We start from the raw sequence: 13,027 nt of genomic DNA on the forward strand, positions 1-13,027 counted from the left end.
CGCGCCGTCCTCTCCCTCGGACACTGCTTTCAGAGAGGAATGCACTCCATGAAGTTCTCCCGCGGCATCACCACGCTGGCCGCCGCCGGCATCATCTCCCTCGGCCTCGCCGCCTGTTCGGCCAGCCCCGCCAACTCCGGCGGCGCCGCAGCAGGCGCCGGCGCAGAAGGCGACTGCACCGTCGGCATCTCGATGCCGACCCGCAGCCTCGAGCGCTGGATCAACGACGGCGAAGGTCTCCAGACCAAGCTCAAGGGCGACGGCTGCACCGTCGACCTCCAGTACGCCGACAACAAGACCGACCAGCAGATCTCGCAGATCCAGAACCAGATCGCGGGCGGCTCCAAGATCCTGGTCGTCGCCGCGATTGACGGCGAGGCGCTCGCGCCCGTCCTGGCCGAGGCGAAGAAGCAGAACGCGACCGTCATCGCCTACGACCGTCTCATCAACGGCACCGCGGACGTGGACTACTACGCGACGTTCGACAACTACAAGGTCGGTCAGCTCCAGGGCCAGTACATCGAGACCACCCTCGACCTCAAGAACGCCGCGGGCCCCTTCACCCTCGAGCCCTTCGCCGGCAGCCCCGACGACAACAACGCCAAGTTCTTCTTCTCCGGCGCCTGGGATGTTCTGCAGCCCTACATCGCGAGCGGCAAGCTGACCGTCCCCTCGGGCAAGTCGCCCGCCTCGGATGACGACTGGGCCTCGATCGGCATTCAGGGCTGGGCTTCCGACAAGGCACAGTCCGAAATGGACAACCGCCTCTCCTCCTTCTACACCGGCGGCCAGAAGGTCGACGTCGTGCTCTCCCCTAACGACAGCCTGGCCATCGGCATCGAGGCCTCGCTGAAGTCGGCCGGCTACGCCCCCGGCGCCGACTACCCGATCATCACCGGGCAGGACGCTGACAAGGCCAACGTCAAGGCGATCCTCGCCGACGAGCAGTCAATGACCGTCTGGAAGGACACCCGCACCCTGGGTGACCGTGTGTTCCAGATGGTGCAGTCAATTGTCGCGGGCGAGAAGCCCGAGGTGAACGACACCAAGAGCTACAACAACGGCAGCAAGGTCGTCCCCTCGTACCTGCTCGAGCCGCAGGTCGTCACGAAGAACGACGTGCAGTCCGTCCTCATCGACTCCGGCTTCCTCAAGGCCGGCGACGTCGGACTCTGATCCCCGGGCGGGGGCGGGGAGGAGCGATCCTCCCCGCCCCCGCCGCTCCCCGTCCCCCCACACCACTCTCTGCACAACGAAGTGAGGCCCTGTTGGCCAGTCCCATCCTCATCATGCGCGACATCGTCAAGGAGTTCGGCGGCGGCGTCCGCGCCCTCGACGGCGTCTCGCTCTCGGTTCAGCCCGGCGAGGTCCACGCCATCTGTGGCGAGAACGGCGCCGGCAAATCGACCCTGATGAAAGTCCTCTCCGGCGTGTATCCCCACGGCAGCTTCGAGGGCACCATCGAGTTCGAGGGCAAGGAGGCGCAGTACCGGTCGATCAATGACAGCGAAGCCGATGGCATCGTGATCATTCACCAGGAACTCGCCCTCAGCCCCTACCTCTCTATCGCCGAGAACATCTTCCTCGGCAACGAGAAGTCGACCCGCGGAGTCATCAACTGGAACGCCACGAACGCGGAGGCAGCCCGACTGCTCGCCCGCGTCGGCCTCGCCGAGAACCCGGCGACCAAGATCCTCGAACTCGGCGTCGGCAAGCAGCAGCTCGTCGAAATCGCCAAGGCCCTCGCCAAGGAGGTGAAGCTCCTCATCCTCGACGAGCCCACCGCCGCCCTCAATGACGAGGACAGCGACCACCTGCTCGGCCTGATTGATCAGCTCCGCACCCAGGGCATCACCTGCATCATCATCAGCCACAAGCTGAAGGAGATTCGCGCCATCGCGGACACCGTCACGATCATCCGCGACGGCCGCACTATCGAGAGCTTCCCGATGGCCGGCGAGCAGGCCTCCGAAAGCCGGATCATCCGCGCAATGGTTGGCCGCGACCTCAACAGCATGTTCCCGCCGCGCGATCCCCAGATTGGCGAGGAGAAGCTGCGCGTCGAGAACTGGACGGTCCACCACCCCGTCGATATCAACCGCGTGGTCGTCGATGACGCCTCCTTCACCGTCCGCGCCGGCGAGATCGTCGGATTCGCGGGACTGATGGGCGCCGGCCGCACTGAACTCGCGATGAGCATCTTCGGTCGCAGCTACGGCACCGGCATCTCGGGTCGCGTCTTCAAGGACGGCAAGGAGATCCAGACCCGCACCGTTGACGAGGCGATCCGCAATGGCCTCGCCTACGCAACCGAGGACCGCAAGCGCTACGGCCTTAACCTCATCGGCGATATCACCGTCAATGTCTCGGCTGCCGCGCTCTCGCGTCTGGCCCGGCTCGGCGTGATCGACAAGCACCGCGAATACAAGGTCGCCGATTCCTACCGCTCGAAGATGAACATCAAGGCGCCGACCGTCTCGGCCGTCACGGGCAAGCTGTCCGGAGGCAACCAGCAAAAGGTCGTCCTCTCGAAGTGGATCTTCTCCGGTCCCGACGTACTGATTCTCGACGAGCCCACCCGCGGCATCGACGTGGGAGCGAAATACGAGATCTACGGGATCATCAACGAGCTCGCGGCCCAGGGCAAGGCGGTCGTCGTCATCTCGTCCGAGCTGCCCGAGCTAATCGGCCTCGCTGATCGCATCTACACCATCTCCGAGGGGCGCATCACGGGCGAAATCGACCGCGCCAACGCCACCCAGGAGCACCTCATGCACTACATGACCGCCGGAAAGGAACAGGCCCGATGAGCGCCACGACCACGACAGCGCCGGCGAACACGCCCGCCAACACGCCCTCCACCCCGCCCAAGCGCGCGCGCAAGCTCAACATCAATCTCCGGCAGTACGGCATCCTCGCCGCGCTGGCCATCATCATCCTGCTCTTCCAGGTGCTGACGAATGGGCGCCTCCTGCTGCCCGGCAACGTCAATAACCTGATCCAGCAAAACGCCTACGTGCTGATCCTCGCGATCGGCATGGTGATGGTCATCATCGCCGGCCACATCGACCTCTCGGTCGGCTCGGTCGTGGCGATGGTCGGCGCCATCTCGGCGATCGCGATGAACAACTGGGGCCTGCCCTGGTGGGCGGCTGTTGTCGTGGCTCTGGTCACCGGCGCCGCCGTCGGAGCCTGGCAGGGCTTCTGGGTCGCCTTCGTCGGAATACCGGCGTTCATCGTGACCCTCGCGGGCATGCTGATCTTCCGCGGCTTCACCCTGGTACTGCTCACCGGCGGAACCATCAACGGCCTCCCCACCGAGTTCACCGCGATCGGCGCCGGCTGGCTGCCGGGCATTCTCGGCGGTATCGCCGGCCGCGACGCGCTCACTCTGGTGCTCGGCCTCCTGGTCTGCGTCGTGCTCGTCGCGCAGCAACTCCGGACCCGCGCCACCCTCCGCCGCCTCGAACTCCCCCGCGAGCCGGTCGGCTCGATGGTGGCCAAGGCGGCCATCGCCGTCGTCGCCATCATGGCGCTCGCCTGGCTGCTCGCCGGCTACAGCGGCACCCCGATCATCCTGATCGTGCTCGCCGTGCTGATCCTCGCCTACAGCTTCGTGCTCGGCCGGACGGTCTTCGGCCGCCACATCTACGCGATGGGCGGCAACCTGTTCGCCGCGATGATGTCGGGCGTCAAGACGAAGTGGGTCAACTTCTTCATCTTCGTCAACATGGGCGCACTGGCCGGAGTAGCGGGCATCGTCAGCACCGCCCGCGCCGGCGGAGCGGTCGCCTCGGCCGGTCAGAACTACGAGCTCGACGCCATCGCCGCGGTCTTCATCGGTGGCGCCGCAGTCCAGGGAGGCGTGGGCACCGTCGTCGGAGCCGTCATCGGCGGTCTCGTGATGGGCGTGCTGAACATGGGCCTGTCGATCCTCTCGGTCGACGCCGCCTGGCAGATGGCGATCAAGGGCTTCGTGCTCCTGCTCGCGGTCGCCTTCGACATCTTCAACAAGCGCCGCGCAGGCGGCCGCTAACCCCTCCCGGGGTTCCGCGCGGCCGTCTGCGGCGTTGTCGTCAGGCGCGATACCGCCGGTATCGCTTCCTCCTCCGCCTTGCAGCCGACCGCGCGGAACCCCGGGAGACGGATGGGGGGCCGGCAGTTTTCTCCAGGTCTCGGGCCGATCGGGCCGAGCGACAGACAGGCGATCATGGCAGGGGCAGTTGGAGCGTCCAGCAATGCGCTGTTACGCCGCACCAACCTCACCACCCTCGCCACCCTCGTGCACCGCTCCGGACCCACCAGCCGCGCCGACCTCGGCCGCCTCACCGGGCTCAACCGCTCGGCGGTAGCAAACCTGGTCGGCGAACTGAACGAGTTGGGCTGGGTCGAGGAGGAAACCACCGCACCCGACGGCCGCATCGGCCGCCCGAGTTCCACCGTCGTGCCCGGCCACCGCTTCGCCGCCGTGGGCGTCCACCTCGACACCGACGCGATCATCGTCGGCCTCGTCGGCCTGAACGGCGAGTTGCTGCGCCGCGTCCGCTTCGACACCCCGACGCCCGCGAGTCCCGCCACCGTCGTCCGCGTCGTCACCGGCATCGTCGAGGGCTTCCGCGCCGAGCGGGAGCCGCTACGAGTACTCGTGGGGGCCGGCGTCGCCGTCCCCGGACTCGTTCAGGCCAACTCCGGTTTCGTGCACCGCGCGCCCCACCTCGGCTGGCGCGACGTCGACCTCGCCTCTCAACTCGTCCGAGCCCTCGACCTCCCCGTCGCGGTCGGCAACGACGCGACGCTCGGCGCCATCGGCGAATCTCTCTTCGGAGCCGCGCACGGCGTCGCCGACGTCGTCTACGTGACGGGCGGCGCCGGCGGCATCGGCGGAGGCGTCATCATCGGCGGAGTCCCCCTACAGGGCTCCTCGGGATTCGCCGCCGAACTCGGTCACACCCTCGTCGTCACAGGCGGCCGACGTTGTAGCTGCGGCCGGCACGGCTGCCTCGAGGCCGAGGTGCGGATGCGCTCCCTCCTCGACGTGCTCGGCGCCCGTGTCCTCGACCAGGACGAGCTCGACATCGCCCTCGGTACCTCCCGCGACCCGTCGGTCCTCGCCGAAGTCGCTCGCCAGGTCGACCTCCTCGCGGAGGGCCTCTCGACCTATATCAACCTCTTCAATCCCACCGCCGTCGTCCTCGGCGGCTTCCTCGGCTCGCTGCTCACCGTCGACCGAGAGCGCCTCGCGGCCCGCGTCTCCGCCCGTGCTCTCAGCGACCTCGCCCGCGGCGTGCGGATTGAGCGCGCAGCCCTGCGTTCGAGGCTGGAACTCGTCGGCGCCGCGGAGCTACCCTGGCGGCGGGCGCTGGCGGATCCGGCCGCTGTCAGCGGAGGCACTCCGCCCGGCGACCGCAGTACGCGCGAGGACGCGCTGGGCGCCCCCGTCTGAGACCGACGTCGAGGAGAACACGCATGGCCGACTGGAACGACACCATCATCGAGGAGTTCCGCGCACGCGGCGGGACTGTCACCACGGGCGGCTTCGGGAGGGCCCTGGTCCTGGTGCACCACCGCGGAGCACGCTCCGGCGAGGAACGCGTCACCCCGCTGATGGCACTGCACCCTTCCGCCGACGTCTGGTTGCTCGCCGCGTCGGCCGCCGGAGCCCCGAAACACCCGGCCTGGTTCCACAACCTCGTCGCACACCCCGACCTCGCCATCGAAACCCCCGACGACGGCACCGTCACCGTCCACGCCCGCGTCCTCACCGGCAACGAGCGCGACGCCGGCTGGACCCGCTTCACCACCGCCTCCGCCGGCTTCCGCGACTACGAAAAGCGCACCACCCGCATCATCCCCGTCATCGAACTCACCCGCCGCTGACCCCGCCCACTCTCCCCGCGAGATACGACTTGACGCTGCCTATTGTGAGAGCGATGCAGGGCGCGCAAGAACAGGGTCATGACCGCAGGGTGACCAATTCGAAGGCCGGCTGCATAACAGCGGCCGAACCAGTTATGTGTCCAGATCTTGGTCTCCACCTCGATGATCACAACCCCATCGCCCGCGGAGACGTGAAGCGATGATCGGAAGGTCAGGTGCTTGTCGGAGATACCAAAGACGATGTGTTCTGGCGTCTCTGCGAGCACGGGGAATGGCCCCAGGCGGTCCGCGCGTGTGGATTCCCGAGTGCCAGTGCCATCGGCGAAGGGGTCGATTCCGAACACTCGGCCCACGGCATTTCTCATGCGCAGCGCGGCGACCACGACGAGGGGTTGAGGTGCGAAGAGCGCCTCTCCCCATAAGCGCGCCGTCCGGAGCTCACCGCCCGATAGGCGCGTTCCCTCCCGCCAGATCCGGTTCGGCTCGCCCGGCGCGTCCGACCGACGGGATGCGCTCATCGGATGACGCCCCGACGCCCCTGTTCGAGGCGAATCCTGCCCGCGTTGGCAGAGGATTCGGTTACCTCGCCGGACGGCCGAGTAACGACAGCGTCTGTGAGTACGGCCACTACAACCCGTAGTCCGAAGAGTTTGATGACGTTGGTGAAAGTTTTTACATGCGGGCCGCCAACCAAGACCTCAGTATGAACCGGTGCGTAGGCCGTCGGAACGTGAAGGCTGACGCATGCCCTGTAATTGTGGGACACGCTACTAGGAGTGACCCTTTCGGGGGATTCCCACTGGATGAGCGAAGCGCACTGGAGCATAAACATATCAAGCCTCACGGAGAGCGGAGAGCGGAGAGCGGTTACAAGTTGGCCACTCCCCTCAGTGGCTGGCGCGTCACACGCTAGCGGTGAGATCCGAGTGATAGCAAGTCCACAATCGTGCTGGCTCAAGTCGATAAATCCTGACCGTGATGATCTCAAGGATGAGCCTATATGACTCCCCGGTTCTGGGGTCAATCCAAAACACTAAACCGGGCGAATGGCGGGACGGTAACCACGGGCAGCTTCGGGAGGGCCCCGGTGCACCACCGCGGAACACGCTCCGGCGAGGAGCGCGGTACCCCACTGATGGCACTCCACCCTTCCGCCGACGTCTGGCTGCTGGCCGCCTCCGCCGCGGGCGCCCCCAAGCACCCCCGCCTGGTTCCACAACCTCGTCGCTCACCCCGACCTCGCCATCGAGACCCCCGACGACGGCACCGTCGATGTCCGCGCCCGCGTCCTCACCGGCGACGAGCGCGACGCGGGCTGGGTTCGCTTCACCACCGCCGGCTTCCGCGAGCACGAGAAGCGCACGACGCGCGTCATCTCCGTCATCGAACTCACCCGCCGCTGACGCACAGCCCAACGTCAGCGGCCCGACCCCCCGTCGCTCCGCCCGACCAGAGGTCAGTGCACGACAAGCCCGAAGGTGGATGCAACCCGGAGAAGGTCAGGATCCGTCTTGTCGACTGCTTTCCGGCGAGTGACGTCGCTCTCCGTCCCATCGAACACCGCCCAGCATTCATGGTCCCCGAGTTTCGACACGTAGCGAATACCGGAATAGGAGAGCCCCCCGTCATCACTCATGTGCGTGTAGGCGAATAGGGCGATGGCCCGCGTGACAAGCCGATCGGCACCGCGCACATGAGAGACGTCCAAATTATCGACACCGAGAACCGCGAGCTGCTTCACCATCGCCTGGTTCAGGTGCGCGTGCGTCTCGGGATTCTCCACGTCGAGGAACGGGGCCGGATCGTTGAGTGTGATCTCAATGAGCTTCCTGTTGAGCCGCCAGTCAGCGGGCACACTGCCGGGAAGCATGTAGGCCGGATCGTGTGCGAGTGCCCGCATCCGGCTCGTCGGGCGAAAGCGCGAAATCGTCTCTGCGTACGCTCCGCTCGGCTCCGTCGCCGCGTACAGTACTGCGCCTCCCGGAACGTCGAAGCGGTTGCCAGCTGTCGACGTCGATGCGTCGATCGGATCGACGGTCGCGAAACGTGCTGGGTCACTCGCCCGCCCGACCCTCCAGAGCACGTCGGGAGGGCGAACGGTGTGAGGCTCACCCACCGTTTACGTAGGCACGCGCGGCCGCCATCACTTCGCGATAGCGACCTTCTGCCAGAGCTTCCGCAGGCGCCTCGTCCTCGAGCTGCGGGTTCATTCCCATGAACCAGGCACGCACAGTATGCGAACCCTCCGACGGCGCGAGGAGAGCGTAGATCTGGTAGGTGTTCCGAGCCCTCTGCTCATCATCGGCTCGGAGGCGCAACTGAGGGTTCTCTATCCAGCGACTGATGGTCCGCTCGTCCTTGCCAAAGATGAAGGCGACGACGGGCTTGCTCAGCACGTCGGCCAGTTGCCTGATGATGTCGTCCGGGCTGACTTCAAGCGCATCGACGTGAGCGCTCGTCCGCAGCGATTCCTGGGTCGACATGACCCTCCCTTCTCGATCGAACGTGGAGGTCATGTTTATGTCCTCGATCCGACCGCCCACTGTCCGTGATTTGTCATCGTACTCGCCCACCGACCCAACTCGTCGAGTACCGGAGACACCTCGGCGCGTCACGCCGGAACCGAGGCGCGCACGCCAACGACGACAGAGGCGGATGCGCAGGAGACGACACGGCCCCCGATCGGAGATTCGATCGGGGGCCGTGTGCGGTTCTGACGAACCGTGGTGCGCGAGGGGGGAGTTGAACCCCCACGCCCTTTCGGGCACACGGACCTGAACCGTGCGCGTCTGCCTATTCCGCCACTCGCGCTCACCAACGGCACCGAAGCGCCGACGAGAAATCGTAACATCCCCTGCGCAGGGATCGAACCTCGACCAGCGCGCACGCCGGACGCCGCCGCGCACGCTGCTCCTCAAAATAGCCCGTGCCCGCGAGCATCCACCGCGCACCACCGCCGCCGCGGACCCAACACGCGCCCCCACCGCCCTTAACCCGCGAAACCACCGCCGAGGATCGCGTATCCAGACCATCCCAGTAACATGCCCGTAGCCGTGCGCGGCGCAGACCAGACAGGACAGCGGCAACGGGCGCGCAGACATCTCGATCCGTGCGCGACCGCCGAGAAGGCGACGAACCGGAAGATCGGAAGACTGTGGGCATACTGGACAACTTCGAGAAGGGACTCGAGCGCGTCGTCAACGGCGCTTTCGCGAGGACCTTCAAGTCGGGTTTGCAACCGGTCGAGCTCGCTTCCGCGCTCCGCCGCGAGCTCGACACCACTGCCGCTGTGGTCAGCCGTGACCGCATCCTCGTCCCCAACAGCCTGCTCCTGCGGATGTCCGCGACGGATCTCGAGCGGATGCAGCGGCTCGGCTCAACCCTGATCGACGAGCTCACCACCCTCGCCACCGAGCACGCCACCAAGCAGGGCTACCGCTTTCCCGGTCCAATCGACATCTCGCTCGCCGCAGATGCGTCGCTCAGCGACGGCATGGTCGAGGTCGACTCCCGCAGTGTCAAGGGCACGGTTACCTACATGCCGGTCCTCGACATCGCTGGGACACGCCACCCGATCACCAAAGCGCGCACCGTGATCGGCCGTGGCAGCGACGCCGACATCACCGTGGACGACTCGGGCACCTCGCGCAAACACGTCGAGATCCTCTGGGATGGCTCGCGAGCTCAGGTGCACGACCTCGGCTCGACCAACGGCTCGAAGCTTGACGGCCGCCCCGTCACTCAGGCGCCCCTCGCCCCCGAGCAGACCATCACGATCGGGCGCACGTCCATCGTCTACCGCGTCGTACAGGGCGCCGCGCCCGCGCGCACCGACCGCCCGTCGTCCGGCAGGAGCGCCGGCCGCGGCTCCGAGGGATTCTGGGACGACCGGTTATGAGCGAGCTCACTCTTTTCCTCTTACGCATCGCGTTCCTCGCGCTGCTGTGGTTCTTCGTGTTCGGCATCGTCTACGCCCTCCGCTCGGACCTGTTCGGGCAGCGCGTGCGCAAGCTCCCACCCGGAGGGGCGCCCGAGGCGCCGTTCGTCACTGCGGCGCAGCCCATCGTCGCGGCGGCCCCTGCTCCGGCGCAGCCGTCCGCTCCCGCCCAGCCGTCCGCCCCGTCGGCCCGCCGCACTCGCGAGACGGAGCGCACCGATTCCGGAGGCGTCGCGACGGTCCACACCGCTCAGCGCCTGGTCATCACGTCGGGTCCCAAGCGCGGCACAGAGCTCCCGCTGACCGGTGAGCCCCTGACCATCGGCCGCTCCTCCGAGTCGACCCTGGTGATCCGCGACGACTACACCTCGACGCACCACGCCCGCCTGCTCCTCTGGAACGACGAATGGATGATCCAGGACCTCGACTCCACCAACGGCACGTTCCTCGACGGCCGCCGCGTCGGCGCTCCCACGAAGGTCCCATTGAGCACTCCCGTCAAGGTCGGCACGACCACATTCGAACTGCGGCGGTCATAGCGCGTGGCTCTTTCTCCGCAGAGCGGATCCGGCACCGGCGCGGTGCGCGAGAGCGCTGCCGTCTCGCACGTCGGCCGGATCCGCTCCAACAACCAGGACTCCGGCTACGCAGGCCGGCAGCTCTTCGTCGTCGCCGACGGCATGGGCGGTCACGCGGGAGGAGACGTCGCCTCCTCCATCGCCATCAAGCGGATCGCCGACGCCGACCGTCCCTACGCTTCCACGTACGAGGCCGAGGCCGAGCTCAAGCGCACGCTGCTCGCCGCCAACACCCTGCTCGCCGACGCCGTGGTCGACCATCCCGAGCTCACCGGCATGGGCACTACGGTCAGCGCGATCGCCCGTGTGGGCGACTCGGTTGCGATTGCGCACATCGGCGACTCGCGCATCTACGTGCTGCGCGACGGAAAGCTCGAGCAGGTCACCACCGACCACACCTTCGTGCAACGCCTGGTCGACTCCGGCCGCATTACGGAGGAGGAGGCGATGACGCACCCGCGCCGCTCCGTTCTGATGCGGGTGCTCGGCGACGTGCACACGAATCCCGAGATCGACACTCTGACGCTCGAGACGGAGCCGCACGACCGCTGGCTGATCTGCTCCGACGGCCTCTCCGGCGTCGTTCCGCACGACGAGATTCTGAAGGAACTGAGTCGCGACGAGACCGCCCAGCAGGTCGCCGACCGCCTAATCCGCGACAGCCTCTCGCGCGGCGCTCCCGATAACGTCACGGTCGTCATCCTCGACATCCCGGGCGACGGTGACACCGCGCAAATCCTGGCCCCGAGCGAGGACCCGGTGATCGTCGGTTCCGCCGCGTCACCGACCCCGCTGAGCACGGACGACTCGCAGAGCCGCGCGCGCATCCCGGGGCTCCGTCTGCACACCCGGGTTCCCGCCGCGCAGGGGCCCACCCACTTCGAGCCCGCGTCCGAGGACTACCTCGACGAGCTGATCGAGGAGGATCGCCGCCGGCACCTGCGCCGCCGCATCACCTGGCTGGTCGGCCTCTCGCTCGTGCTGATCGTCGGGTTCCTCGGTCTGCTTTTTGCCTACGACTGGACACAGTCGCGCTTCTACGTGGGCACCGACGGCAACACCGTGATCATCTACCAGGGCATCCAGCAGTCGGTCGGCCCGCTCTCGCTCTCGGAGGTGAGGGAGGACACGGGCATCCCCCTCGGCTCGCTCCGCACCTACGACGTCGAGCAGCTCGAGCAGACCATCAGTGCCGACTCCTACCCCGCCGCGGTCGACATCGTCACGCGCCTCACGGATGCGAACGGAGCACCATGACGGACGTCACCACCGCCCGCCCCACCGCCGAGCGGCAGGGCTTCTTCCGGCAGAAGCTGCGCAACCTCGAGCTGTTGCTGCTGATCGGCGCCTGCCTGATCGACGCCGGTGCGATCGTGCTCGTGCAGCTCGGTGCCCTGGGAGCCGTCGACGCCACCCTCGTCTCACTCGGCGTCGGCCTGTCGGTGCTCGTGCTCGCGGTGCACGTCGTGCTGCGGTTCGTCGCTCCCGCCGCCGACCCCTTCCTGCTGCCGATCGCCACGGTCCTGAACGGTTTGGGCGTCGCCGAGATCTACCGGATCGACATCGCGGATGGAGTGACCGGCTGGGAGTCCGTCGCCGTGCGCCAGATCTTCTGGAGCGCTCTGGCGGTCGTCGCCGCGATCGTGGTGCTGCTGGTCATCCGCAACTACCGCACGCTCTTCCGCTACACCTACGTCGCCGGTTTTGCCGCGATCGTGCTGCTCCTGCTGCCCCTGCTCCCGGTTATCGGCCGCGAGGTCAGCGGCGCGCGAGTGTGGATCGGCATCGGCGACGTCGCGAGCTTCCAGCCGGGCGAGATCGCGAAGATCGCCGTCGCCATCTTCTTCGCCGGCTACCTCGTCCGCAATCGCGACTCCCTCTCGATGGTCGGCCGCACGGTGCTCGGGATGCGCTTCCCACGGCTGCGCGATCTCGGGCCGATCCTCGTCGTCTGGGCCATCACCATGGGCGTCATCGTCTTCCAGCGCGATCTCGGCACCGCCCTGCTCTACTTCGGCCTGTTCCTGGTCATGCTCTATGTGGCGACCGGACGCACCAGCTGGGTTGTGATCGGCGTCGGCCTGTTCCTCGGCGGCGCGCTCCTCGCCAGCCAGACCCTCGACTATGTCGGCAACCGCTTCGCGAACTGGCTCACGCCGTTCACGCCCGAGCGCTACGCGGCCGATCCGGGAGGCAGCTACCAGCTTGTGCAGGGCCTGTTCGGTCTCGCACACGGCGGCCTTCTTGGCACGGGCCTCGGCCAGGGGATGCCGGATCTCACTCCGGTGCCGCAATCCGACTACATCATTGCCAGCCTCGGCGAGGAGCTCGGGCTCGCGGGCCTGTTCGCAATCTTCGGCCTCTACCTCCTGCTGGTGTCCCGAGGGTTCCGGATCGGCTTCGCCGGGCAGGACGACTTCGGGCGCCTCCTGGGAGTCGGCCTCTCGTTCGTGGTCGCCCTGCAGTGCTTCATCGTGATCGGAGGCGTCACGCGCGTCATCCCGTTGACCGGCCTCACCACGCCATTCCTGGCGGCCGGCGGCTCCTCCCTCGTGGCGAACTGGATGATCGTGGCGGTCCTGCTCCGCCTGTCCGACACAGTCCGCAGTCAGCCTCGTTTGGTGGTGTGATCCGT

Annotated in this window: 13 protein-coding genes, 1 tRNA gene and 1 pseudogene; 11 read left to right on the plus strand and 4 right to left on the minus strand. The window is 67.2% G+C overall.

Annotation, left to right across the window (positions count from 1 at the left end; translation table 11 throughout):
- The first annotated feature begins 48 nt into the window (after positions 1 to 48).
- From chvE to HRF29_RS09650, 5 genes are all read left to right on the plus strand, one after another.
- A complete protein-coding gene (gene chvE, locus HRF29_RS09630) occupies positions 49 to 1,176 on the plus strand; it encodes a multiple monosaccharide ABC transporter substrate-binding protein (protein ID WP_425503123.1) in 1,128 nt (375 codons plus the stop codon).
- A 113-nt stretch (positions 1,177 to 1,289) separates the two neighbouring features.
- Positions 1,290 to 2,810 carry a multiple monosaccharide ABC transporter ATP-binding protein gene (gene mmsA, locus HRF29_RS09635; protein WP_173248221.1) on the plus strand — a complete coding sequence of 507 codons (1,521 nt, stop codon included), beginning with the start codon at positions 1,290 to 1,292 and terminating at the stop codon, positions 2,808 to 2,810.
- Positions 2,807 to 4,036 (plus strand): multiple monosaccharide ABC transporter permease, encoded by a 1,230-nt coding sequence (gene mmsB, locus HRF29_RS09640; protein ID WP_173248223.1) that lies wholly within the window; start codon positions 2,807 to 2,809, stop codon positions 4,034 to 4,036. Before mmsA ends, mmsB begins: the two co-directional genes overlap by 4 nt.
- A gap of 174 nt (positions 4,037 to 4,210) precedes the next feature.
- Entirely contained in the window at positions 4,211 to 5,443 is a 1,233-nt protein-coding gene (locus HRF29_RS09645; RefSeq protein WP_173248225.1) for an ROK family transcriptional regulator, read from the plus strand.
- Between the two features lie 23 nt (positions 5,444 to 5,466).
- On the plus strand, positions 5,467 to 5,877 hold the full coding sequence (locus HRF29_RS09650; RefSeq protein ID WP_173248227.1) for a nitroreductase/quinone reductase family protein: 411 nt from the start codon (positions 5,467 to 5,469) through the stop codon (positions 5,875 to 5,877).
- On the opposite strand, the gene HRF29_RS15535 is transcribed toward HRF29_RS09650, so the two are convergent.
- A complete protein-coding gene (locus HRF29_RS15535; RefSeq protein ID WP_173248229.1) occupies positions 5,823 to 6,395 on the minus strand; it encodes a DUF2867 domain-containing protein in 573 nt (190 codons plus the stop codon). The genes HRF29_RS09650 and HRF29_RS15535 overlap by 55 nt on opposite strands.
- A 482-nt stretch (positions 6,396 to 6,877) precedes the next feature.
- Here HRF29_RS15535 and HRF29_RS15540 point away from each other — a divergent pair.
- Together HRF29_RS15540 and HRF29_RS15545 are read left to right on the plus strand one after the other, a co-directional pair.
- Positions 6,878 to 7,018: pseudogene (locus tag HRF29_RS15540) on the plus strand (hypothetical protein); the annotation flags it as partial.
- Positions 7,019 to 7,121: 103 nt separating this feature from the next.
- Complete coding sequence (locus HRF29_RS15545; RefSeq protein ID WP_425503127.1) at positions 7,122 to 7,280, plus strand: hypothetical protein; 159 nt, start codon at positions 7,122 to 7,124, stop codon at positions 7,278 to 7,280.
- A 53-nt stretch (positions 7,281 to 7,333) separates the two neighbouring features.
- Here the strand turns inward: HRF29_RS15545 and HRF29_RS09665 are convergent, their stop codons facing one another.
- The 3 genes from HRF29_RS09665 to HRF29_RS09675 all read right to left on the minus strand — a co-directional run bounded on the left by HRF29_RS09665 (position 7,334) and on the right by HRF29_RS09675 (position 8,688).
- A complete protein-coding gene (locus HRF29_RS09665) occupies positions 7,334 to 7,993 on the minus strand; it encodes an RES domain-containing protein (RefSeq protein ID WP_343043710.1) in 660 nt (219 codons plus the stop codon).
- A complete protein-coding gene (locus tag HRF29_RS09670; protein WP_173248231.1) occupies positions 7,986 to 8,393 on the minus strand; it encodes a hypothetical protein in 408 nt (135 codons plus the stop codon). The genes HRF29_RS09665 and HRF29_RS09670 overlap by 8 nt, the downstream gene beginning before the upstream one ends.
- Before the next feature lie 208 nt (positions 8,394 to 8,601).
- Positions 8,602 to 8,688 (minus strand) — tRNA-Leu (locus tag HRF29_RS09675).
- A 343-nt stretch (positions 8,689 to 9,031) separates the two neighbouring features.
- Between HRF29_RS09675 and HRF29_RS09680 the strand changes: the two genes are divergently transcribed.
- From HRF29_RS09680 to HRF29_RS09695, 4 genes are read left to right on the plus strand one after another with little or no spacing between them, the layout of a single operon-like run.
- Positions 9,032 to 9,775, plus strand: a complete 744-nt coding sequence (locus HRF29_RS09680) for an FhaA domain-containing protein (RefSeq protein ID WP_173248233.1) — start codon at positions 9,032 to 9,034, stop codon at positions 9,773 to 9,775.
- A complete protein-coding gene (locus tag HRF29_RS09685; protein WP_173248235.1) occupies positions 9,772 to 10,353 on the plus strand; it encodes an FHA domain-containing protein FhaB/FipA in 582 nt (193 codons plus the stop codon). The genes HRF29_RS09680 and HRF29_RS09685 overlap by 4 nt, the downstream gene beginning before the upstream one ends.
- Positions 10,354 to 10,356: 3 nt before the next feature.
- Entirely contained in the window at positions 10,357 to 11,649 is a 1,293-nt protein-coding gene (locus tag HRF29_RS09690; RefSeq protein WP_343043711.1) for a Stp1/IreP family PP2C-type Ser/Thr phosphatase, read from the plus strand.
- Positions 11,646 to 13,022 carry an FtsW/RodA/SpoVE family cell cycle protein gene (locus HRF29_RS09695; protein WP_173248237.1) on the plus strand — a complete coding sequence of 459 codons (1,377 nt, stop codon included), beginning with the start codon at positions 11,646 to 11,648 and terminating at the stop codon, positions 13,020 to 13,022. The genes HRF29_RS09690 and HRF29_RS09695 overlap by 4 nt, the downstream gene beginning before the upstream one ends.
- Positions 13,023 to 13,027 lie beyond the last annotated feature (5 nt).

Source organism: Rathayibacter agropyri (assembly GCF_013249015.1).
Taxonomy (GTDB): Bacteria; Actinomycetota; Actinomycetes; order Actinomycetales; family Microbacteriaceae; genus Rathayibacter; species Rathayibacter agropyri.